General features: G+C 69.3%; 24 protein-coding genes. 2 read left to right on the top strand and 22 right to left on the bottom strand.

The genetic code is table 11. From position 1 onward, the window contains the following. The first annotated feature begins 60 nt into the window (after positions 1–60). Positions 61–366, top strand: coding sequence for a GlsB/YeaQ/YmgE family stress response membrane protein (locus AU196_RS05580; RefSeq protein WP_059094095.1), 306 nt, complete (start codon positions 61–63; stop codon positions 364–366). A 49-nt stretch (positions 367–415) separates the two neighbouring features. Here the strand turns inward: AU196_RS05580 and AU196_RS05575 are convergent, their stop codons facing one another. From AU196_RS05575 to AU196_RS05480, 20 genes are all read right to left on the bottom strand, one after another. After that, entirely contained in the window at positions 416–718 is a 303-nt protein-coding gene (locus AU196_RS05575) for a gas vesicle protein K (RefSeq protein ID WP_059094094.1), read from the bottom strand. Then, entirely contained in the window at positions 715–915 is a 201-nt protein-coding gene (locus tag AU196_RS05570; protein ID WP_059094153.1) for a gas vesicle protein, read from the bottom strand. The genes AU196_RS05575 and AU196_RS05570 overlap by 4 nt, the downstream gene beginning before the upstream one ends. Then, positions 908–1,696 (bottom strand): GvpL/GvpF family gas vesicle protein, encoded by a 789-nt coding sequence (locus tag AU196_RS05565; RefSeq protein WP_059094093.1) that lies wholly within the window; start codon positions 1,694–1,696, stop codon positions 908–910. Before AU196_RS05565 ends, AU196_RS05570 begins: the two co-directional genes overlap by 8 nt. Continuing rightward, positions 1,686–2,069, bottom strand: a complete 384-nt coding sequence (locus AU196_RS05560) for a gas vesicle protein (RefSeq protein ID WP_059094092.1) — start codon at positions 2,067–2,069, stop codon at positions 1,686–1,688. Before AU196_RS05560 ends, AU196_RS05565 begins: the two co-directional genes overlap by 11 nt. Further along, the gene (gene gvpO / locus AU196_RS05555; protein WP_059094091.1) at positions 2,069–2,398 is read right to left on the bottom strand and encodes a gas vesicle protein GvpO; all 330 of its coding nucleotides are present in this window, start codon (positions 2,396–2,398) and stop codon (positions 2,069–2,071) included. Before gvpO ends, AU196_RS05560 begins: the two co-directional genes overlap by 1 nt. 5 nt (positions 2,399–2,403) lie before the next feature. Beyond that, positions 2,404–2,658 carry a gas vesicle protein GvpG gene (locus AU196_RS05550; protein ID WP_059094090.1) on the bottom strand — a complete coding sequence of 85 codons (255 nt, stop codon included), beginning with the start codon at positions 2,656–2,658 and terminating at the stop codon, positions 2,404–2,406. 3 nt (positions 2,659–2,661) lie between these two features. Then, positions 2,662–3,429, bottom strand: a complete 768-nt coding sequence (locus AU196_RS05545) for a GvpL/GvpF family gas vesicle protein (RefSeq protein ID WP_059094089.1) — start codon at positions 3,427–3,429, stop codon at positions 2,662–2,664. Further along, the gene (locus AU196_RS05540) at positions 3,426–3,842 is read right to left on the bottom strand and encodes a gas vesicle structural protein GvpA (protein ID WP_059094088.1); all 417 of its coding nucleotides are present in this window, start codon (positions 3,840–3,842) and stop codon (positions 3,426–3,428) included. Before AU196_RS05540 ends, AU196_RS05545 begins: the two co-directional genes overlap by 4 nt. After that, positions 3,839–4,819, bottom strand: coding sequence for an SRPBCC family protein (locus AU196_RS05535; protein WP_059094087.1), 981 nt, complete (start codon positions 4,817–4,819; stop codon positions 3,839–3,841). Before AU196_RS05535 ends, AU196_RS05540 begins: the two co-directional genes overlap by 4 nt. Before the next feature lie 5 nt (positions 4,820–4,824). Further along, positions 4,825–5,571: a hypothetical protein gene (locus AU196_RS05530; protein ID WP_059094086.1), complete on the bottom strand. Its 747-nt coding sequence runs from the start codon at positions 5,569–5,571 to the stop codon at positions 4,825–4,827. Positions 5,572–6,480: 909 nt separating this feature from the next. Then, positions 6,481–8,751, bottom strand: coding sequence for an MMPL family transporter (locus AU196_RS05525; protein ID WP_059094085.1), 2,271 nt, complete (start codon positions 8,749–8,751; stop codon positions 6,481–6,483). 43 nt (positions 8,752–8,794) lie between these two features. Beyond that, positions 8,795–9,265, bottom strand: coding sequence for an SRPBCC family protein (locus AU196_RS05520; protein WP_059094084.1), 471 nt, complete (start codon positions 9,263–9,265; stop codon positions 8,795–8,797). After that, positions 9,262–9,630: an ArsR/SmtB family transcription factor gene (locus AU196_RS05515; RefSeq protein ID WP_059094083.1), complete on the bottom strand. Its 369-nt coding sequence runs from the start codon at positions 9,628–9,630 to the stop codon at positions 9,262–9,264. The genes AU196_RS05520 and AU196_RS05515 overlap by 4 nt, the downstream gene beginning before the upstream one ends. Before the next feature lie 77 nt (positions 9,631–9,707). Then, positions 9,708–11,057 carry a replication-associated recombination protein A gene (locus tag AU196_RS05510; protein WP_059094082.1) on the bottom strand — a complete coding sequence of 450 codons (1,350 nt, stop codon included), beginning with the start codon at positions 11,055–11,057 and terminating at the stop codon, positions 9,708–9,710. A gap of 17 nt (positions 11,058–11,074) precedes the next feature. Next, positions 11,075–11,917 carry a DUF3097 domain-containing protein gene (locus AU196_RS05505; RefSeq protein WP_059094081.1) on the bottom strand — a complete coding sequence of 281 codons (843 nt, stop codon included), beginning with the start codon at positions 11,915–11,917 and terminating at the stop codon, positions 11,075–11,077. 61 nt (positions 11,918–11,978) lie between these two features. After that, a complete protein-coding gene (locus tag AU196_RS05500) occupies positions 11,979–13,055 on the bottom strand; it encodes a zinc-binding metallopeptidase family protein (protein ID WP_059094080.1) in 1,077 nt (358 codons plus the stop codon). After that, positions 13,055–13,972, bottom strand: a complete 918-nt coding sequence (locus AU196_RS05495) for a transglutaminase family protein (RefSeq protein WP_157546047.1) — start codon at positions 13,970–13,972, stop codon at positions 13,055–13,057. The genes AU196_RS05500 and AU196_RS05495 overlap by 1 nt, the downstream gene beginning before the upstream one ends. Further along, positions 13,969–16,623, bottom strand: a complete 2,655-nt coding sequence (locus AU196_RS05490; RefSeq protein WP_059094078.1) for a circularly permuted type 2 ATP-grasp protein — start codon at positions 16,621–16,623, stop codon at positions 13,969–13,971. The genes AU196_RS05495 and AU196_RS05490 overlap by 4 nt, the downstream gene beginning before the upstream one ends. Positions 16,624–16,756: 133 nt before the next feature. Further along, on the bottom strand, positions 16,757–17,686 hold the full coding sequence (locus AU196_RS05485) for a DUF389 domain-containing protein (RefSeq protein WP_059094077.1): 930 nt from the start codon (positions 17,684–17,686) through the stop codon (positions 16,757–16,759). A gap of 30 nt (positions 17,687–17,716) precedes the next feature. Beyond that, a complete protein-coding gene (locus tag AU196_RS05480) occupies positions 17,717–18,202 on the bottom strand; it encodes a winged helix-turn-helix transcriptional regulator (RefSeq protein WP_059094076.1) in 486 nt (161 codons plus the stop codon). A gap of 89 nt (positions 18,203–18,291) precedes the next feature. Here AU196_RS05480 and AU196_RS05475 point away from each other — a divergent pair, with 89 nt between their 5' ends. After that, positions 18,292–19,476 (top strand): thiolase family protein, encoded by a 1,185-nt coding sequence (locus AU196_RS05475; protein ID WP_059094075.1) that lies wholly within the window; start codon positions 18,292–18,294, stop codon positions 19,474–19,476. Positions 19,477–19,487: 11 nt separating this feature from the next. On the opposite strand, the gene arr is transcribed toward AU196_RS05475, so the two are convergent. Beyond that, complete coding sequence (arr, locus tag AU196_RS05470) at positions 19,488–19,907, bottom strand: NAD(+)--rifampin ADP-ribosyltransferase (protein ID WP_059094074.1); 420 nt, start codon at positions 19,905–19,907, stop codon at positions 19,488–19,490. A gap of 101 nt (positions 19,908–20,008) precedes the next feature. Then, the gene (locus AU196_RS05465) at positions 20,009–20,437 is read right to left on the bottom strand and encodes a nitroreductase family deazaflavin-dependent oxidoreductase (protein WP_059094073.1); all 429 of its coding nucleotides are present in this window, start codon (positions 20,435–20,437) and stop codon (positions 20,009–20,011) included. Between the last annotated feature and the right edge of the window lie 206 nt (positions 20,438–20,643).

The raw sequence follows: 20,643 nt of genomic DNA, 5'->3' as shown, positions 1-20,643 counted from the left end.
AGCGTTTATTCCCAGCGGAGCCCGGGTATCTCCGCAGCACCTACACCTCTTGGAGGAACCATGACAATCACCGGCATTATCAGCGCAATTCTCATCGGCATAGTCGTCGGTGCGCTCGGCCGTCTGTTGCTGCCGGGCAAGCAGAACATCGGCATCCTGATCACCATCGCGGTCGGCATCGTGTCGGCGTTCATCGGCACGGCCATCGCGCGGGCGATCGGCATCCCTACCGCCACCAGCGGCATCGACTGGATGGAGCTGCTCGTCCAGGTCGTGGTCGCGGTGATCGGTGTGGCCCTGGTGGCCGCGCTGATGGGTCGTCGCCACGGCGGCGTGACGGGCCGGCGGCGCACGATGATGCGGTAGCCGCACATCCCGATCGACACCGAACCCCGGCGAGCCCGGCTGACAACCGTCAGCCGGGCTCTCGGGGTAAGAGGGGCCCCAGTGGACCGAGGTCGATGTTGAGGTCCTCGGGTTCGAGCCCGAAGTGCTCCCGCAGTTCTTCCATCTTCTCTTCGAGCAGCATCAGCGTCGTGCCGATGCGCTCGATCTGTTCGTCGGTGAGATCACCGGCGTCGACGCGTCTGATCGCCTGCCGTTCCATGAGCTGACGCAGGAGTTCGACCAGCGTCAGCACCAGGCTCACCAGACCGCGTTCCACGCTCTCCGGATCGGAGTTGATGCGTTGGCGGCGCGCAGGCTCCGGATCGGTCATCGATCACCGTCGACGGCAGGACCCAGCAGTGTGCCGACCGAGGAGATCAGTGTCCGCAGGGAGATGACCACCATGTCGACGTCGGCGATGGACAGCGTGATGTCGCCGCTGATCACCACGCCGCCGGCCAGGACCCGGTCGAGCAGGTCGACCAGCGCGATCTCGCGGGTGTTGTCGGCGGGTGCCACGTCAGTCATCGGCGACCACATCCCCCGCGAAGGAGTACGGCGGCCACGGTCCGGTGATCTCCAGTTCGATCCCCGCGGTGCCCTGCTCGAGTTCGTCGACGAGCGAACGGAATTCGCCTGCCCGGTCGTCGTCGACCAGGTAGGTGCCGTTCAACACGGTCCAGGCGGCCCGCCCGGAGAGGCTGTTGTCCGCCACCGGTTTCCGCTTGCCGTCTGTCGCGAACCGAAGCAGGGCGGCGTGGATCCGGTCGGCGGCCGCGGCGGCCGTCCCGTGCGCGAGCTCCTGATGTTCGAGTGCGCGTTTGCGGCGCATGAGATACGCCGCACCCGATCGTCGCGCACCCGACTCGGGCTGCGGGTCCTGCTGTGGGACGAGCGCTTTCGCATCGGCGTACGCGCGGACACCGAGTTCCACCCGGCCGGTGACCCGGGACAGCGCCGCGTGGAAGTCCGGCCGCCGGCTCTCGAGCAACGCCCCCACCCGGTCGTCGCCGAGATAGACCGTGGTCATCCGGACCGGGATGACGGGTCCGGACCGGGCGACGGCCGACACCACGGCGTCGTGGGCACGCGCCTTGGCGCCGAGCCAGTCCAGATCCTCCAGGTTCCGGCGCAGCGCATCCTGGCCGAACTCGCCGAGCGGAACGGTGCCGACCGCGGCGGCGAGATCGCCTGCGGTCACGACCCGTACGGGTTCGTCGGCCACGCCGCGCAGACCGGCGATGCGCTCGGCCGCCCGATCGCCGGACACGATCGCATAGACCCAGACACCGGTGCCCTCAGAACTCATCCTCGAGCTCCGTGTACTGGGCCTCGACCGCGCTGCGCTCGCCGTTGCCTGCCTCGAGGGCTTCGATCCGGGCGCGCAGCCGATCGTTCTCCAGCTGCAGATTCGACGCCTTGCCGGACAGCCACGGATCGCTCACCCACCAGTCGATGCCGACCTCCCGTGCGGTGTCCAGAGACGCGATGACCAGCCGCAGTTTGATCGTCAGCAGTTCGATGTCGAGCAGGTTGACCCGGATGTCCCCGGCGATGACGATGCCCTTGTCGAGCACCCGCTCCAGGATGTCGCCGAGATTCGTGGAGGACGAGGACCCGCTCACCGGCGATCCGTAACCACGTGGTGCCGGCGAATAACCGTCGTCGCCCGCGAGCGTCACTAGCCACCACCCCCGTTGCCGTTACCGGTCTGCCCGCGCATGTACCGGCGGGTCCGCCGGTAGGTGAGCAGCTCTCCGTCGACGTCCAGTTCGACTTCGTAGAGCGCGAGGATGTCCGACGACGACGGGATCCGGCGATCCTCCACCACCTCGACTTCGACCACCCAGCCGCCGCCCCTGGTCGGTGCCACCGAGGTGGTCTGCACCGTGTCGCGGCCGGTCATGCCCGTGATGTGTTCCCGGGCCAGATCGACCGCTTCCCTCGCCAGCAGGGGCGGGGGTTCGGGCTCACCGTCGTCACCCGGTCGTGCGCGCGAGCGTTCTGCCATGTGCCTCACCCACTCTCAGGCGGCGGTTCGGGGGACTTCTGGGTCACCCGCGATTTCAGGATCTCCTGCTGGGCCGCCTTCTCTTCCTCGGCGGAGATCTCGCCCCTCTCGCGGGCCTCCTCGAGAGCCTCCAGCTGACGGCGCGTCCGCGCAGGATCGTTCATCTCCTGCTCGACCTGCCGCTGGATGACCTCCGCGAGGGAGATCACCCCGCGGACCGGCAGCAGCGGGGCCAGGAAGACAGCGGAGAACAGACCCATCGGTCACCCCGCCGGATTGGCGGTCACGACGAAGTCGTAGGCCGCCATCGGTCCGAGCAGCCGCAGGTCGACCCGTTCCCCTGCGTTCTCGGCGAGTTTGTCCACGGCGGCTTCCAGTTCCTCTTCCCGCGCCACTTCCAGGAGCACGGCGACGTTGACGGCATCGAACTCGTGAGTGGGTTCGCGGACGTTGACCGACCGGGCGACCGAGTTGAGCGCGTCGACCGCCGTGGCGGTGTCCGCCTGCCGTTTGGCCTCGATCGCGTTCGCGATCAGCTCACCGAGCGCCATCCGCGAATCACGGGACGCGTCTTCGGGTTTGGCCCTGATGTCGTCGCGCAGCAGGCGAGCCTGCTCACTCTCCTCGAGGAGGTCGCGCAGGAATGTCTGCTCGTCGTACCGGCCCTTGACGATGTACTGGGCGTGCCCTTCCAGTTTGGTGAGGGTCTCGAGGAACTCGTCGTGGTGTGCGCGCAGGAGTTCCTCGGCGACCGCGGCGGCATCGGTCATCACCGCGCCGAATCGCAACGGTAGTACCGGCGCAACCGCCGCCGCCCCGTCCAGGAGATGGGCGTGTGCCCGCAGATCGTCGGGTGTGCCGAGTGCGTGGCCGGTCGGCACCTCGCTCACGAGCGCGGCGATCTTGCCTTCCCGTACCGTCTCGACCTTGCCCGGTGGGTCCCCGACGCCCTCGGCGTCGTCTTCGACCTGCACGTCGGCGGGAACGATGCCGTATATGTACACCGCGTTCTCCAGTTCCTCAGCGCTCATCGGTCTTCTCTTCGGCTCCGAACTCTGGTGGCTTTTCGCGGCTGCGACTGGTTCTGGTTGAGGAGGTCGCCGAGCTTCTCCCCCGCCGCGTCCAGCACACCCTGCGTCTTGCCCTTCGCCACGCCGCTGGTGGCGCCCTCCGCCACGTCGCCGACCAGGCCGCCGAGGTCGGACTTCGGGTCTTCGTTCGCGATGTCGAGCCGGTTGACCGCATCGGCGAAACGCAGATAGGTGTCGACGCTGGCGACGACCACACGGGCGTCGATGGTGAGGATCTCGATGCCGACCACCGACACCCGGACGTACGCGTCGAGCACGAGTCCCTTGTCGAGGATCGTGTCGATGACATCGGCCAGGCCGCTCGAATCCGAACCCCCGCCCGCCGCGCCGGCGGGTTGGATCGCTGTGGTCATGCTCGACTCCTTTGTGGTTTTGCGGCTCGCCGTGCCGGCGATCCGCCGTTGCCCGTGTCCCGGTTCCGGCTCACGGCCCGCCGTCGTTTCGGCGGCGGACTCTCCTCGTCGCGGGCTTCCTGGTTCTCGGCGTCCTGCTCCTTCGGCTCCCCGGCTCCGTCGGAGACGACCTCCCCGTCGCGGATCTCGCCCGTCCAGCCTTCGATGTCCTCGGCGTTGAGGACGGCATGGGTCATCACGTGGCGTTGGAAGTGCTTGAGCTCCAGGCGGACCCGCCGGCCCTGGGCCCGCCACAGATTGCCGGTGCGCTCGAAGAGGCCCTGCGGGTGGTACTCCAGGACGACGATCACGCGGGTCAGGTTCGGCGTCAACTCGTGGAAGGTGATGGCGCCGTCGACGTATCCCTTGTCGCCCTTGGAACGCCAGACGATCCGCTCGTTGGGCACCTGCTCGGTGATGGTCGACTCCCAGCTGCGGTGGGAGAGGAAGACCTGCGCCTTCCAGGTCAGCTTCTCGTCGGAGACCTGCTCGACCTGCTCCACCTTCTTCATGAATTTCGGGAACTCGGCGAACTGCGTCCACTGGCGGTAAGCGAGTTCCACCGGCACCCCGACGTCGATCTGCTCGACGATGTTGGTGACCTTGAGGCCCTTGCCGCCGCCCTTGCTCTTGCCGGTGATGGCTCCGGTGACGTTTTGCAGCGTTTCCTTGACCTTCTCCTTCGCACCGGAGACACCGCCGGCCACCGCCGCTTTCACGGGCGAGTCGCCCGAGAGCAGCTTGTCGGCGCCGGTCGCGGCCGCCAGGAGACCGCCTTGGCCGCCGCTCTGCGCATAGTCGGTCAGCCGTTGCGTCGTGCCGCTCATGCGATTGGACGCCGAGGTGACCGCACGCTGGGCGAACGTCCCGGCCAGCGTCTGCAACGATTCCTGTAACGGGCCCGCGCCCTTGGTCGCGCCGCCTGGTTGTTGCGCCATCGCTCTCACCGTCCTCGCCGTATCGGTGACCGCCTGGTGGACGAACGGCCGTGACGCGCCGCGGATGTCGCCGGCTCGTCGGCGGCGGTGGCCCGCGAGGACCGACGCATCGCGGTCTTCGCCGCGGTGGGCTGACGGGTGACCCGACGTCGCCGCGGCGCCGGTTCCGGCTCGGGTTCCGGTTCCTCGTCGAGCTCTTCGTCGAGGTCGGTGTCCTCGAAGTCCTCGTCGTCGGCGTCTTCGTCGGCGTCTTCGTCGACATCCAGAGCTTCGTCGTCGGCCTCGTCCTCGACGTCCTCGTCGTCGTAGGCGTCCTCGGGCTCCGGTTCCCGTGCTGCCTTGCGACGGCGCCTCGACCCGGCAGCCGGTGCGAGCTGGTCGCCCAACCCGGTGACGGTGTCCCCGACGCCCCCGACGGTCCCTCCGACGTCGTCGAGCACCTGGTCGGTGTCGACGGCCGACGTGACGTCCTGAAGTCGGTCGTTGAGTGCGTTGACCCGGCTGGTCGCGGCGGCGAGCGCGGCCGCCCTGGCTGCGCCGAGGAGTTCACCGCGGAGTTGCTCACTCAGTTGCGTCACATCCGCGGACGCGCCCAGGGATTTCAAACCCTGTGCGGCGAGTTCGGTTGGGCCGGAGGGGAACTTTCCGGTGAGACCGGCGCCCGCGAGCATCAGCGCCAACCGCATCTTGCGGGTCCTGCCCAGGAAGTATCCCGCGCCGACCGCCAGTGCCACTTTCGCTCCGTTGGCCATGATGTCCTCTCCTCGATCCCGACGGGTCGGTCGTTCGGCCGCTCCACATCTGACGTTTCGGTTTCAACCGGTAAATATCAAGCTACCCCGATCGGTGCGACTCGAATCATCCGCGAAGCCGTTTTCGTCGGAATATCAACGCTTTGCCTCTCGGCGGCAACCGCGTGCCTCATCGTCGGCGCCTGCGCCTCCGTTCGGCGCCCCGCGATACATCGACGACGGAGATTGTGGCAGACCGCCGCCGCGCCGGCTTCGCCGCGTAAGCAGCGATGAGCTGGGATGATGAACAGGACTACCGGCACGTACAGGTGCGTTCCGCGGCGGGCAGGACGGGTGGCGCAGAACGCGCAGTCCGACCAATCGCGCGCTCCGCGTAGCCAGAACGTGAATTTGCCAGAACATTCTTTTATAAGCAAGTTTCGCCGCCGTTCACGTCATTTGCTGTCGAATTACACGATCTTGATCGTGAATTCTTCGGGCCGCATTTGTCGAGAACGACCACCACATTTGCCGCGGCCGGAATGCGTCATTCGACGGCACCGTCGAAATGGGGGCGACTTTCCGGTGAGGCGTTAACGGTGTGGCACCCGCGTCTTCTCCCGCCGGCGCGCGGAAACCCCGCCCCACTTCGTGAGGCCCTGTGCGCGTTGATCTTTGACGGGCGACCACTGTCTGTGGTCGACCCTGCGGGCACCGAACAAAGCCCGGCTAGCGAGTTCGCCGAGTGCAATCCCGCGCGCCGGGTACGCCGTCGACGCTCCACTCCCGTCCGCCATAACCGACGTGACGTGCGTCACATGTCGTCGCCGAATCCGCGCCATCGAGCACCGTTTCTCCAGGTCTTTGCCTGCCGACCCACCAAGCCGAGACAGATTTTGACGCCGGCGTTCATATGTGGCGGTGCGCTCGTCACACCGGATCCGGAACCCGGCTCTCACTGAGCCCGATCCGGCGGTGCAGGCGCAGCAGGGCTTTCGGCGACCACCAGTTCCACCGCCCGAGCACCCTCATGAACGCCGGCACCAGCACCATCCGCACGAGCGTGGCGTCGGCCAGTACTGCGAGGCTCAGTCCCAGCCCGAACATCCGCATGAACGACACGTTCGCCGCGATCAGCGCCGCGAAGCTGATCGACATCACGAGTGCGGCCGCGGTGACGACACGTCCGGTCCGCGCCAACCCGAGCGCGACGCTCTCGGTCACGTCGGCCGCGGTGCGTGCCGACGCCAGCCAGAACTCGCGGATCCGCGACATCAGGAACACCTCGTAGTCCATCGACAACCCGAACGCGATGCAGAACAGCAGCACGGGGATGTTGGCCACGAGCGTCCCGGTGGGGGTGGTGCCCAACCCGCCGAGGTGACCCTCCTGGAAGATCCAGACCATGGCGCCGAAGGCCGCGCTCAGCGACAGCACGTTGAGCAGCAACGCCTTCAGCGGCAGCACCACGCTCGCGGTCAGCAGGAAGAGCAGGCAGAACGTCGACGCCGCGATGAGCCCGAGCACCAGCGGGAGGCGCGACGTGATCGCGGCGACGCTGTCGCGGTTGCTCGGGGCCACACCGGCCAGTTCGACGGGGCGTCCGGCGGGCCCGGGGAGCCGATGCAACCGGTCGAGTTGTGCGGTCGACCGATCCGAGAACAGCGGCGCGTCGGTGGAGACGGTGAGGAACGCGCTGCCGTCGTGCATCCCGGTCGCCGCCGACGGGGGTCCGACCCGCCTTCCGGCGACGTAGGTGCCCGTGGGCGCCGACACCGATGACACGTCCTCGACGCGCGACAGGTCGGTGGCGTAGCGGCTCAGCGCGGATTCGGTCACCTCACGCGCGTCGGGGATCACCACGGTGACAGCGGTCGCCGGATCCGCCGCGAACTCGGTGCGCAACTGGTCACCGACCTCGTGCGCGGAGGCCGACTGCGGCAGCACGCGATCGTCGGGAAGCCCCCACCGCACCCCCAGGAACGGGAGACCGAGCACGGCCAGCACCGCGATGCCGGCCAACCCGATCGGCACAGCCCGGTGCATGACGAAAGTCGTGCTGCGGTACCAGAATTGGCGCTGAACGGGTTTGCGGGCGGGTTCGGGACGGCCCAGTAGGCGCCGGCCGAACCGCCGCACGTCCAGCGCATCGATCCGGTCACCGAGCACGGCGATCGCGGCCGGGGTGAGCACCAGGGCGGCCACGGCCGCGAACACCACCGTCGCCACCCCGGCGTAGGCGAACGACTTGAGGAAGTACATCGGGAACAGCACCATCGTCAGCATCGGCAGCGCCACCGTCGTCGCGGAGAACACCACCGTGCGGCCGGCGCTGAGCATCATCCGGGTCAGCGCGGCGTCGCGCTCGTGGCCGGCCTCCAGTTCGTCGCGGTAGCGGCTGACCATGAGAAGGGTGTAGTCGATGGCGAGCGCCAGGCCCATCGCCATGCAGAGATTCAGGGCGAAGATCGACACGTCGGTGACGAACGTGATGACGTGCAGCACGGCGAGCGAGCCGACGATGGCGATCAGCCCCACGGCCACCGGCACCGCGGCCGCCAGCAGCCCGCCGAACACCCAGACCAGGACGAGGAAGCTGAAGGGGATCGCGATCGACTCCATCAGCAACAGGTCTCGCTCGGTCTGGGCGGTGATCTGGCCGTCGACCATCGCGACGCCCCCGGCCCGAACCGTCACCCCGTCGCGTGTGCTGCGGTCGCCCCCGACGGTCTGGACGAGTTCCTCGGCGGTGCGGGCGGCCTCGTCCCCGCCGGTGACGCCGGCGACCACCAGCCCGGTGTCACCGTCCTCGCTGAGCAGTCTCTCGGCGGCGGGGCCCGTCTCCGTCCAGGCCGACGTCACCGATACGACGTGCGGTGAGCGGCGCAGGGTGTCGACGATGTCGGTGCCGACGGCGCGGGCCGGATCGGTGGTCGCTCCTCGCGGCGAGGTGACGGTGATGAGCAGCTGGGTGTCACCCTGATCGAACCGTTCGGCGAGTAACGCTGCGGCGCGCGAGGATTCGGCGGCGGGATCCTCGAAGCCACCGGCGGACAGTTTTCCGGCGACGGGGACTCCGAACACCGCGGCGGCGACCGCGGCCAAAATCGCGGCCGCGATGATCCGCCGCGGCGCGGCGATGGAGACGGCCGCGATGCGGGCCAATACGCCTCGCTGGGGCACGGCGACATCGTCCCTCATCGACGCGGCGCGCGTGGGCCTACCGTGGCGTTCGCCGTGTCCGTCACAACGTGGGCAGCAGAGCGTCGAGACGCTCGTAGCCCTCCGTCATACCTCGTTCCATCCCCGAGGACAGCAGCGCATCGCGGGCCTCGGTGTTCGGGCAGATCGACCGGCCCCGCAGCCGGCTGCGCCCGTCCCCGAGATCCTCGAACCAGAGGAACTCGATGTTGACCATGTCGGGCGCGCCCTCGAACTCGAAGGTCTGGATCACCAGGTCCTCGCGCACCGTGTGGAAGACACCGTTGAACGCATACGTGCCGTTCTCATCCGAATGCAGGTAGCGGTAGCCGCCGCCGGTGCGGAAATCCCAACGCTCGATGGACATCTCGAGGCCGTGCGGACCGAGCCACTGGGTGACCAGATCGGGTTCGGCATGTGCGCGGAACAGCGCGGCGACGGGTGCGTCGAAGTCGCGGGTGTAGTCCATGGCCAGCGTGTCCACCGGCGCGACGAGATCGAGTGCCTTGGTCATGGTCGTCCTTTCTCTGGGGTTTCGGTTGTCGTCACGGTCGTCTGGGCCAGCAGGGCGTCCAGCCGGCGGTAGCTGCGTTCGGCGTCGAGCCGGTAGCGGTCGATCCAGCCGGTGAGCCGCTCTAGGGCGGCGGCGTCCAGATGCACCGGGCGCCGCTGCGCGTCGCGGGTGCGGGTGACCAGCCCCGCCTGCTCGAGCACCCCGATGTGCCTGGAGACGGCCTGCTTGGTGATGTCGAACGGTGCGGCCAGCTCGTTGACGGTGGCGGGCCCGCGGGACAGCCGCGCCACGATCGCCCGCCGCACGGGGTCGGCGAGCGCCATGAACGCCCGGTCCAACTGCTCGTCGCTCGCACCATCCGACATTGGTAAACCATATCCTTGATCAATGCTTTTGTTGATTACAACGGTAGGCGCGTGCGGCGTCGGTGTCAAGGGTCGGGTCAGCGGCGCTTGCGGATCATGGCGCGCAACCGGTCGAGACGGCCGCCGATCTCCCGTTCGGCACCGCGCCCGGTGGGCCGGTAGTAGTCCACACCCACCAGTTCGTCCGGCGGATACTGTTGCGGCACAACCCCGTCCGGGTGATCGTGGGCGTAGACGTAGCCGACGGCGTTACCGAGCTCGGCCGCACCCGAGTAGTGGCCGTCGCGCAGGTGCGCGGGCACCTGGCCGGCCTTGCCGTTGCGCACATCGTTCATCGCCGCCCCGAGCGCCGTGGTGACCGCGTTGGACTTCGCGGCGGTGGCGAGGTGCACGGTCGCGTGCGCCAACGTCAGTTGCGCCTCGGGCATCCCGATCAGCTGCACGGTCTGCGCGGCGGCGACGGCGGTGGGCAGCGCGGTCGGGTCGGCCATGCCGATGTCCTCGCTGGCGAGGATCATCAGCCGGCGCGCGATGAACCGGGGGTCCTCCCCCGCCACCAGCATCCGCGCGAGGTAGTGCAGCGCCGCGTCGACGTCGGACCCGCGGACGGATTTGATGAACGCGCTGACGACGTCGTAGTGCTGGTCGCCGTCCCGGTCGTAGCGCACCGCTGCCTTGTCCAGGGACTGTTCGACGATGTCGACGGACACCCGGCCGTCGGCCGCCGCGGCGGATTCGGCGGCGACCTCCAGCGCCGTCAGCGCCCGGCGCGCGTCGCCGGCCGAGAGCTGCACGATCAGGTCCACCGCCTCGTCGCTGACCTCCACGCTGCCCCCGAGCCCGCGCGGGTCGGCGACCGCGCGGCGGACCACCGCGGCGATGCTGTCGGGCGTCAACGGCTGCAACTGCAGGATCAGCGAGCGCGACAGCAGCGGCGCCACCACCGAGAAGGACGGGTTCTCCGTCGTCGCCGCCACGAGCAGGACCACCCGGTTCTCGACCGCGGCCAGCAGCGCGTCCTGCTGGGTCTTGGAGAACCGGTGCACCTCGTCGATGAACAACACCGTCTGCTGCCCCCGCAGGACGCCTTGACGTGCGGTCTCGATGACGGCGCGCACTTCCTTCACCCCGGCCGACAACGCCGAGAGGGCCTCGAAGCGGCGGCCGGTCGCGTGCGAGATGAGCGAGGCCAGCGTGGTCTTCCCGGTGCCGGGCGGGCCGTACAGGATCACCGACGCGGCACCGGAACCCTCGACCAGGCGGCGCAACGGCGAATGCGGTTTCAGCAGGTGCTCCTGGCCGACCACCTCCTCGAGGCCGGCCGGCCGCATCCGGACCGCCAGCGGCGCGGACGCCGGTGCGCCGGCCGTCGAACCGGTCAGCGCGACGGGTCCGTCAGCCGGCAGATCGAACAGCGAGTCGGACACGTCTCGTGCTTACCACGTCACGGCGACGGGGGCGCCGTCACGAAATCGATGAGTTCCTCGACGCGTCCGATGAGCTCGGGCTCCAGGTCCGTCCAGTCCCGGACGCTGCCGCGGATGCGCTGCCACGCCCGGGCGATATCGGCCTGGGTCTCGTGCGGCCAGCCCAGTGCCGCGCACAGACCGTGCTTCCAGTCCACCCCGCGCGGCACCGCCGGCCACGCCGCCACCCCGAGCCTGGCCGGTTTCACCGCCTGCCAGATGTCGACGTACGGGTGGCCGACCACCAGCGTGTGCGCACCGTGGGCGCCCCGCCGAACCGCGTCGGCGATGCGCGACTCCTTGGAGCCGGTGACCAGGTGGTCGACCAGCACGCCGAGGCGACGGCCCGGGCCGGGCCGGAAGTCGTCGACGATCGCCGCAAGGTCGTCGACCCCGCCGAGGTGCTCGACGACCACGCCCTCGATGCGCAGATCGTCGCCCCAGACCTGTTCGACGAGTTCGGCGTCGTGGCGGCCTTCGACGTAGATACGGCTGGCCAGCGCCACCTTGGCGCGGGCACCGGCCACCGCGACCGAACCCGAGGCGGTGCGCGCCGCCGGTGTGGGCGCACGGCGTGGCGCGGTCAGGATGACCGGACGTCCGTCGAGCAGGAATCCGGGCCCCAGCGGGAACACCCGCACCCTGCCGTGGCGGTCCTCGAGTTCGACCCGCCCGGACTCGACCCGCACGACCGCGCCGACGTATCCGGATTGCGCGTCCTCCACCACCATTCCCGGTTCCACGGGCTGTTCGGTGGAGCGCGCCCGCTTGGGCGCATGGGGGTTGCGGGCCAGCACGTCGCGGCCGTAGCGATCGGTCACCGGGTGATCGTAGGGACGGCGACCGGGTCGGCGGCCGAACGCCGCCCCGCGTGTTGCCCGGCTAGCCCTGCTGGTGCTGTTGGGAGGCGGCCGAGCCGGCGAGTTTGGTCGGGTCCGCGGTCACCTCGTCGATGACGTTGTGGATGAAGCGCATCTTGTCGAGCACCGGTGGCGGCAGCACGAACGGGTACAGATCCTCGCGGCCCATCGACCGGTTCACCATGTTCAGCGCCCACGACAGCGGCAGCCACATCTCGATGATGGTGTCGAATCCGCTGGGGCCGAGCACCCGTCGTTCGAAGGTGGCGCCGGCCGGCGCGAACCCGAAGGCCGCGGCGGTGTCGAGCGTGTCGCGGATGTGCAGGTAGTGGGCGAAGGTCTCGGCCCAGTCCTCGGCCGGGTGCATGGTGGCGTAGGACGAGACGTAATCGTCCTCCCAGCCCGCCGGGGCGCCCTCGCTGTAGTGGCGGTCCAGCGCCGCCTGATAATCCAGGTCGGGGTCCCCGAAGAGGTCACCGAACCTCTCGAGGTAGGTGGGTGACGGGCCGACCAGGCGGTAGAAGTAGTAGTGCCCGATCTCGTGGCGGAAGTGGCCGAGCAGGGTCCGGTACGGTTCGTCCATCGCGACGCGCAGCTGTTCGCGGTGCACGTCGTCGCCTTCGGCGAGGTCCAGGGTGATGACCCCGTTGGCGTGACCGGTGAAGACCTTCTCCTCCGCGCTGGAGAGCAGGTCGAAGGCCAGCCCGTAGTCCGGGTCCTCGTCGCGGCCGACGATCGGCAGTTTGAGTTCGCGCAGTTCGGCGATCAGGCGGCGCTTGGCCCGTTCGGCGACGGCGAACGCCGCCAGCGCCTTGGCGTCGGCGTCGTTGGGCCGGGTGCGGGTCAGCGCGCAGGCCTCGCACAGCAGGGTGACCGGCCCCCTCTCCACCAGCCAGTTGCACTCCGCGAGATGCATGTTGGCGCACAACTGGTACTGCCGTGCCGACACCGCACCGGCGTGATCGCTCTCCTTCGGCGGTGCGATCACCAGAAGTGCCATGTCGTCGAGCGAGAACCCGAGCGCGCTCCCGCAGTTGAGGCACAGCGAGTTCTCGAAAGCCAGCCGCTGACCGCAGTTGGGGCAGTTGAAGTCCCGCATCAGCGCACTCCCCCGGTGGCGGACTCGACGGGCGCCACGTCGACCGACACCTCGATCTCGCTGCTGTCCGAGTCGGTGTAGATGATGCCGCGCAGCGGCGGGACGTCGGCGTAGTCGCGGCCGATGCCCACCACGATGTACCGCTCGTCCTCCATCTGGTCGTTGGTCGGATCCAGTCCGAGCCACTGGTTCTGCGGTGTCCACACCGAAGCCCAGGCATGCGTCGCATCGATGCCTACCATGCGTTCCTTTCCGGGAGGGGGATCGGTCGCCAGGTAACCCGAGACGTAGCTGGCGGCCAGACCGTTCGCGCGCAGGCAGGCGATCGCCAGCCGGGCGAAGTCCTGGCATACCCCTTCGCGCGCCGCCAAAACCTCGCTGACCTTGGTGGACACGGTGGTGGACCCCGATCGGTAGGTGAAGTCGCGGTGGATTCGCGAGGTGAGGTCGCCCAACACCTCGATCAACGGCCGGCCTGGTGCGAAACTCGCTGCGGCGTAATCGCGTACGGCCACGGTGATCTCCGGTGGCTGCAGGTCGAGGGTGAACTCGGTGGCCAGTGCGCCGTCGGCGCCGACCGGCCGGGCGAGCTCCCACGGCGCCCTGGCCGATCCGCCCGCATGGATGTTCTCCGGTGGTGGGTCCACTTCGACCAGCGATCTGCTGATGACGCTCAAGGTCCGATGACGTTCGGTGACATGGAAATACGAGCTGAGGTTGCCGTACGTGTCGCGGCTGGTGGAGCTGTCGGCGGCCTCCGGATCGATCAGCAGTTCGTGGGTCAGGCGGCGCTGGCGCGGCGAATCCCTCGGGGTCAGGAAACCGCGCCCGTAGGAGTTGGTGACCACGTCGGAGTAGCGGTACACCGTGCGGTGGGTGACCCGGTAGGCGCGGGTGGCCGCGGCGCCGCCGGTCACGGGACCAGCCGCCGCTCGGCGGGACCCCACAGCGGCTGCATCCCGCCGGGCAACGAGAGGTGCGTCGCGGTGATGACCCTGGACAGCGCGCGCAGGTCGCGCTGCACGCCGTCGAGCAACTCGGCGAGTTCGTGTCGCCGGCCACCGGCCGAGACGTCTTCGAGGTCGGCCGGGTCGACGCGGCGCAACCGGGTGATGAGGTCGTCGACGAGGCGTTCCGGACGCGACGAGCCCGACGATCCGGGCAGTGCGCGCAACCCCGCCCGCAGCCGGTCGAACTGGTAGACCAGCGAGCGCGGATTCTCCGCATCGAACAGCAGCAGGTCGGCCACGGCGGCCACGCTGACCGTGCCCAGCATCCGGCGGCGGTAGATGACGGACGACTCACACGCCACCAGGGTCGATTCGGTGATCGTCTGCTCGGCGTCCGGGGTGCGCGCCTCGACGAGTGTGGCGCGCAGCAACGCGGTCAGCCCGATGGCGCGCTCGATGCGCTTGCCGATGTCCATCATCGTCCAGCCGGCGTCGCGGATCATCGACTCGGCTGCGACACCGGACAGTGCCAGCATCCCGGCCAGCGTCGCACTGTGCGCCGACGCCAGGTAGGCGTCGCCTTCGGTCTTCGATTCCGGTGGCGCCGAGGAGGATCGGAGCACCGCGCGTTCGACGGCCGCGAGCACCATCCACGTGTCGTTCGACATCTGGTCGCGCACCGACCGGGCCGCCAGTCCGAGCCGTTCGACGGACTGGGCCAGGGATCCGGCGCGGTGCCGGTCGGCGGTGACCGCCCACAGCGTGGTCGGCGCGATCGCGATCATCTCGGCGTGGTCCCCGCCTGCACCGGTGTCGGTGCCGGTGAGCGTGCCGATCGCGGTCAGCAGCACCGGGACGCAGGCGCTGCCGTCCATCTCCTGTCGGTACCGGTATTCGTGGTAGCGCTCGCGGGTGACGTTGAGCAGTCGGGCGGTGTACTCGGCCCGTTCGGCGTAACGGCCCAGCCAGAACAGGTCCGACAGCACGCGCGGGGAGCTGATCTCGTAGGTGCGGCCCGGTGTGGCCGGCGCCGGGGGTGCGACGACGTCCGCTTCGGCGGGCACCGCGCGCTCGGCGGTCACGCGGGCCGGGGTGCGGATCCAGATGTCCTTGGCCGCAACACTGTCCAGCGTGTACGCGGAGTTGCCCGGCGCCAGGAGATAGCCGAGTCCGCCCACCATCGGCGCGTACCCGCCGCGCTGTGCGACGGTGAACAACCGCATGCCCACCCCGGCCGCCGACAGTCCGCCCCTGCGGTGGAGCGTGGGCGCCGAGGAGAACTGCGGCAGTTCTCGGCCGACCCATTGCCAGGGGGCCGAGTCGATCCGCGCGACCAGGTCGTCGCGCTGACGTCGCGACAGCGCGGGCCCGACGACGGTGTCGCCGCCGGTGACCGGGGTGAGCAACAGCGACCCGGCATTGGCGAGCAGATGCGAGCGTTCCAGGTCGATGCCTCCCCAGTAGACCGGCGCGCCGGCCAGCAGCGGTGTCTCCCCGAGCAGTTCCTCGGCGAGTTCGGGCAGGAACCGCAGCAGCGCGGGGCTCTCCAGGATGCCGCTGCCGAGCGTGTTGACCACCGTCACCGTGCCGCGCCGCAGCGCCTCGACCAGGCCGACCACCCCGAGGCGGGAGTCGGCGCGCAGATCGAGCGGGTCGGCGTAGTCCGCGTCCACCCGGCGCAGCACGACGTCGACCCGTTTGAGGGTGCCGAGCGAACGCATCCACAGCTTGCCGTCGCGCACCACCAGATCGGCGCTCTCCACCATGGGGAAGCCGAGCACGCTGGCGAGATAGGCCTGGTCGAACGCGGTCTCGGAGTGGATGCCCGGACTGAGCACCACGACGACGGGGTCCTCCGCGGATTCCGGCGCCGCGTCGATCAGCGCCAGGCGCAGCGCCTGTGCCCATGGTGACGCCGGCCGCGGTCCGAGCTGTTCGTACAGTTCCGGAACGGCGTGGGCCACCACGCGACGGTCCGCCAGCGCATAACCCGCGCCGGACGGCGCCTGGGTCCAGTCGGCGTTGACGCTGAACGAGCCGTCGGCGGTGCGGCTGACGTCGCATCCGTGCATGAAGAGCTGACGGCGGCCGGGGATCTCGATGCCGCGCGCTGCGCGCAGGTACCCGGGGTGACCGAACACCAGTTGGGGCGGCAGCACCCCGCTGGTGATCGACCGCTGCGGGCCGTACAGGTCGGTCAGCACCGCGTCGAGCAGCCGCGAGCGTTGCACCAGACCGGTTTCCAGGCGGTCCCAGTCCTCGGCGGAGATCACCAGCGGCAGGCCGTCGAGGCGCCACGGACCGGGTACCGCGTCGTCGTCGGTTCCCGCGTCACCGTGCTGGTCGACGTGGATGTAGGTGATGCCGTCGTTGTCGACCAGGCTGCGTACGACCGCCCGCAACCGGTCCAGCCCGCCCCGGCCGCGCTCGACCACACACTGCGCCAGCTCCCGCCATGCGGGCCTGATATCCCCCGCAGCGTCGACGAACTCGTCGTACCCGGAACCGGCGCCGCCCCGCACGTCGAACAGCGCCTGCTGGGCGCGGGCGGCGCGGTATTCGGCGAGCACGCCGTCGACATCGGCGGGTCCGGAGGGACCCTCGGCAGACAGGACCATCACCGCAGCACGGTACGCACCCCGATCGACGGCCGGGCATGCGTCTCGCCGAGATCGGACCGGTCCATCCAGCCGGGGGTGTCCATCCGCTGATCCCATCACATGGTGCGGTGACCCGCATGCCCCGTGGCGTTCACGTCTGAGCGACGCGCGGGATGAGCGTGCCCTTTGGCCGCAGCTTCAGGACCAGCACGCCGGCCACCACGATGCCGACCAGATTCACCAGCAGTTGCAGCGCCGACTTGCCCGCGACGTCCCACTGCCCGACGGTCGCGGCGACGACGGCGAACCCCGCCGCGGTCACCGTGTAGACCGAGATGAACACGCCGACCAGCCCGGTGGCCTTCGCCGAGACCAGCGAGAGCATGCCCGCCGCACCGGCCAGCAGCGCCACGATGAACGAGACCGGGCCGACCTTGAAGATGAAGTCGACCTCGTCGACGTTCGCGACCGCCTCCACCGTCAACCAACCCATCGCCTCGGCCGCCATGGTGCACACCGCGGTGATCCCCATCGCGACGGGAAACCCGACGATGAGGGCCAGTGCGGCGCGCCGCGCGAGCGTGGCCCGGCGTTGCACCAGCGCGACGGCCAGCGCCGCGAGGGGGCCGAACTCCGGACCCAGCACCATGGCGCCGACGACGGTGACCGTGGAGTCGGTGACCACCCCGATCGCGGTGAGCAGACAGGCCAGGGTGAGGAACATCAGGAAGGTGACGCTCAGGGTGGCCTCTTCCCTTGTGCGCCCGATCAATTCGTCCCAGATCACCGCGTCGGCGGGATCCCCGTCGGCTTCGTCCTCGGCTCGGTGGGCGCGGGTCGACAGCACGGTGTCGAGTATTTCGAGGGTGATGGCACCGCGATGCTGCACGTCGAGATCCTTGAGGTGCTTGATGACGTCATTGGCGCATTCGCGCGCGATGTCCGCGGTGATCTCGTCGCCGGCCGGGTCCAGGGAGACGCCGGGGTACAGCAGGATGTTCGCCACGCCGACTTCGCGGCGCAGCACGTCGAGCACCGGATCCCGCAGATCCTCCGGCGCGACGACCCGCAGATGCAGCACGGGCCGACAGTAGCGCCCACCCGGGTGACGTCAGGGCGTGTTGGCCCGACTGCGTCTGACCAGTCGCACACCGAGTTCGTCGGCGGGCACCTCGTGGCCCGCCGCGCACCGGATCTCGACGGTCGCCTCCTCTCCACAACCGAGGTGGGTCAACCGCAGTCGACTGTCGTCGATGTGGCGCCGGCCCCACTCGAACAGCGCCCACACCACCGGCATGAAGTCACGACCGGCGTCGGTCAGCACGTATTCGTCGCGGCGCCGCTGACCGGGCTCCTGATAGGGCCTGCGCTCGAGCAGGCCGGCGTCGACCAGTTCGGCCAGCCGCGCGGCGGCGGCGGCCTTGGTCACGCCCACCCGTCGCCAGAAATCCTCGAACCGGGTGGTGCCGTAGAACGCCTCGCGCATCAGCAACATCGTCGTCTTGGTGCCCAGCAGCGCCATCGTCTTCTCGATCGGGCACTGCCCGACCGCCGACCAGGCGTCGCGGTCGGCCAACGGCCCCTGCAGCACGGTCACGGAATCATCCCCCTGCCTGAGTTGTTCTCACTATACCTAGGTGGTACACCTGTCTAGGTAGCCGCAACCATACTCAGAGGAGAGCAGTCATGAGCGGGTTCACAGGGCGCGACGCCGTCATCGTCGGGGCGGTCCGGACACCGATCGGCAAGGGCAAACCGGGTGGCGCGTTGCACGGGGTGCTGCCCGCCGACCTGCTGGCCCACAGCCTGCGCGAACTGGTCGGCCGGACCGGCGTCGACCCCGCGCAGATCGACGACGTCATCGCCGGCGCGGTCACCCAGGTCGGCGATCAGGCCGTCAACATCGCCCGCAACGCGCTCCTGGGCGCGGGCTTTCCGGAGTCGGTGCCCGGCACCACCGTCGACCGGCAGTGCGGCAGCAGCCAGCAGGCCATCAGCTTCGCGGCACAGGGCGTCGCGTCGGGCGCGTACGACATCGTGATCGCCGCAGGCGTGGAGTCGATGAGCCGTGTCCCGATGGGTTCGTCGGTGCTCCCCGGCAGCAATCCGTTCGGCGACGACTTCGCCCGACGCTACCCGGACGGACTTGTGCCGCAGGGCATCTCGGCCGAACTGATCGCCGCGAAGTGGGGGCTCTCGCGCACCCAGCTCGACGAGTTCTCGGCGAACAGCCACGAGAAGGCCGCCGCCGCGACCAAGGCCGGCCTGTTCGACCAGGAGTTGGCCCCGGTGGCCGGGCTGGCCACCGACGAGATCATCCGTCCCGGCACCAGCGTGCAGACCCTGGCCGGCCTCAAGCCGGCATTCCACCATCCGGCCTACGAGGAGCGCTTCCCCCAGATCGGCTGGCAGATCACCGCGGGCAACTCGTCACCGCTGTCGGACGGCAGCGCCGCGGTCATGATCACCACGACGGAGACCGCCTCCCGGCTCGGACTGCGCCCGCTGGCGCGCATCCACACCGCGACCGCGGTCGGCTCCGATCCGCTCTACATGCTGACCGGGGTGATCCCCGCGACGGAGAAGGTGCTCACACGCGCAGGCCTGGCACTGTCCGACATCGACCTGTTCGAGGTGAACGAGGCCTTCGCTCCCGTGGTGCTGGCCTGGGCCCGCGACACCGGGGCGGACCTCGCGAAGACCAACGTCAACGGCGGCGCGATCGCGCTCGGACATCCCCTGGGCGCCAGTGGTGTGCGGATCATGACCACGTTGGTCAACGCGCTGGAGCAGCGCGGCGGCCGCTACGGGCTGCAGACGATGTGCGAGGCGGGCGGCATGGCCAACGCGACGATCGTCGAACGGCTCTGACATGACCGCATTCAGTCGTCGATGACGGCGGTGCCCCGCCGCTGCATCTCCGCGAGCCCGTCCCGCATGGCCTGGAGCTGTTCGGGCGAATGCCCCGCCCAGTCGGTCAGCTCGCCCACGACCGTGACGGGCTCGCGGGTGCGGTAGGAGCGGGTCGGGTTGCCGGGGAACTTCTTGTCCGTCACGTTCGGGTCGTCCTCCAGCGCACCCTCGGGTTCCACGAGGTAGATGCGGGGCCGGCCCGCGCCCCTGGCGAGTTCGGCGCCCCACACCGCCGCGTCGAGCGTCTGCGTCACGTACACGTGGTTCGACACGCGCCCGTCCTCGAAGTTCGACGGGCGCCCCGGCACCAACCGGTCACCCACCTCCAGGTCGGCACGCGTGCCGTGCAGGTACGCACCCGACTCGTGAACGTCGAAAGGTCTCGGCACGACAACCCCCGTCCGTAGTAGCTGGACGGCGATTGTGCAGCAGGTCAGGGGCCTTGCCGCAAGCCCCCACCCCGGCCGTACAGTGAGAGTGGGACGGAACCTCAGATCCGCGTGAGTTCGAACAGCGGGATGACGCGGTCGGTGTTCGCCTGATACTCCCCGAACGTGGGCGCCATCTCGACGATCGTGGCGTACAGGGCGTCGCGTTCCTCGCGCGGCAACTCCCGCACCTCGACGTCGTAGGCCTCCGTCCCCACCTCGATGTGGGCCCTCGGGTTCTTCCGCAGGTTGTGCACCCACGCCGGATCCTTGGGCGCACCGGCGTACGACCCGACGATGAGCATCTTGCCGTCGACGGTCAGGTACGCCAGCGGCGACAACCGCGGCTCGCCGGACTTGGCGCCGACGGTGTGCAGGAGCAGCAGCGTGGCGCCTTCGAAGGGTCCACCCACCACACCGTTGTTGTTCCGGAACTCCTGGACGATGGCCTTGTTGAAGTCGTTGAGCGAAGCTGCGTCAGGTCGGGTCATGCCGTGACCAGCGTCATCGCGGCCCCGACTTATTCCCGGCGCCCGGCCGGTTAGCTGGCGCGGCCGAGACTGGTTGACAGCGCAAATACGATTTCTCCTGTTCCGCTGTCCCGGCTGCGTGCTGACGAGCCGGTCAATACGATGATGACCTGCCCTGTTCAGCGGAGGACGGAACATGTGCATCACCTGGCGAACCCCGTGGCGCG

This window comes from Mycobacterium sp. IS-1742, assembly GCF_001500125.1.
Lineage (GTDB): Bacteria > Actinomycetota > Actinomycetes > Mycobacteriales > Mycobacteriaceae > Mycobacterium.
The sequence above is the reverse complement of the archived record's forward strand: the minus strand, read 5'-3'. Positions and strand labels throughout refer to the sequence as shown.

What these genes read in the sequence shown, in the direction of transcription:
- AU196_RS05580 (WP_059094095.1), top strand. Translation starts at nt 61, where the DNA reads ATGACAATCACCGGCATTATCAGCGCAATTCTCATCGGCATAGTCGTC.
- AU196_RS05550 (WP_059094090.1), bottom strand. Translation starts at nt 2,658, where the DNA reads ATGGGTCTGTTCTCCGCTGTCTTCCTGGCCCCGCTGCTGCCGGTCCGC.
- AU196_RS05530 (WP_059094086.1), bottom strand. Translation starts at nt 5,571, where the DNA reads ATGGCCAACGGAGCGAAAGTGGCACTGGCGGTCGGCGCGGGATACTTC.
- AU196_RS05570 (WP_059094153.1), bottom strand. Translation starts at nt 915, where the DNA reads ATGACTGACGTGGCACCCGCCGACAACACCCGCGAGATCGCGCTGGTC.
- AU196_RS05500 (WP_059094080.1), bottom strand. Translation starts at nt 13,055, where the DNA reads ATGCGGGACTTCAACTGCCCCAACTGCGGTCAGCGGCTGGCTTTCGAG.
- AU196_RS05535 (WP_059094087.1), bottom strand. Translation starts at nt 4,819, where the DNA reads ATGGCGCAACAACCAGGCGGCGCGACCAAGGGCGCGGGCCCGTTACAG.
- AU196_RS05545 (WP_059094089.1), bottom strand. Translation starts at nt 3,429, where the DNA reads ATGAGCGCTGAGGAACTGGAGAACGCGGTGTACATATACGGCATCGTT.
- AU196_RS05520 (WP_059094084.1), bottom strand. Translation starts at nt 9,265, where the DNA reads ATGACCAAGGCACTCGATCTCGTCGCGCCGGTGGACACGCTGGCCATG.
- AU196_RS05565 (WP_059094093.1), bottom strand. Translation starts at nt 1,696, where the DNA reads ATGAGTTCTGAGGGCACCGGTGTCTGGGTCTATGCGATCGTGTCCGGC.
- AU196_RS05525 (WP_059094085.1), bottom strand. Translation starts at nt 8,751, where the DNA reads ATGAGGGACGATGTCGCCGTGCCCCAGCGAGGCGTATTGGCCCGCATC.
- AU196_RS05490 (WP_059094078.1), bottom strand. Translation starts at nt 16,623, where the DNA reads ATGGTCCTGTCTGCCGAGGGTCCCTCCGGACCCGCCGATGTCGACGGC.
- AU196_RS05540 (WP_059094088.1), bottom strand. Translation starts at nt 3,842, where the DNA reads ATGACCACAGCGATCCAACCCGCCGGCGCGGCGGGCGGGGGTTCGGAT.
- AU196_RS05575 (WP_059094094.1), bottom strand. Translation starts at nt 718, where the DNA reads ATGACCGATCCGGAGCCTGCGCGCCGCCAACGCATCAACTCCGATCCG.
- AU196_RS05515 (WP_059094083.1), bottom strand. Translation starts at nt 9,630, where the DNA reads ATGTCGGATGGTGCGAGCGACGAGCAGTTGGACCGGGCGTTCATGGCG.
- AU196_RS05465 (WP_059094073.1), bottom strand. Translation starts at nt 20,437, where the DNA reads ATGACCCGACCTGACGCAGCTTCGCTCAACGACTTCAACAAGGCCATC.
- gvpO (WP_059094091.1), bottom strand. Translation starts at nt 2,398, where the DNA reads ATGGCAGAACGCTCGCGCGCACGACCGGGTGACGACGGTGAGCCCGAA.
- AU196_RS05475 (WP_059094075.1), top strand. Translation starts at nt 18,292, where the DNA reads ATGAGCGGGTTCACAGGGCGCGACGCCGTCATCGTCGGGGCGGTCCGG.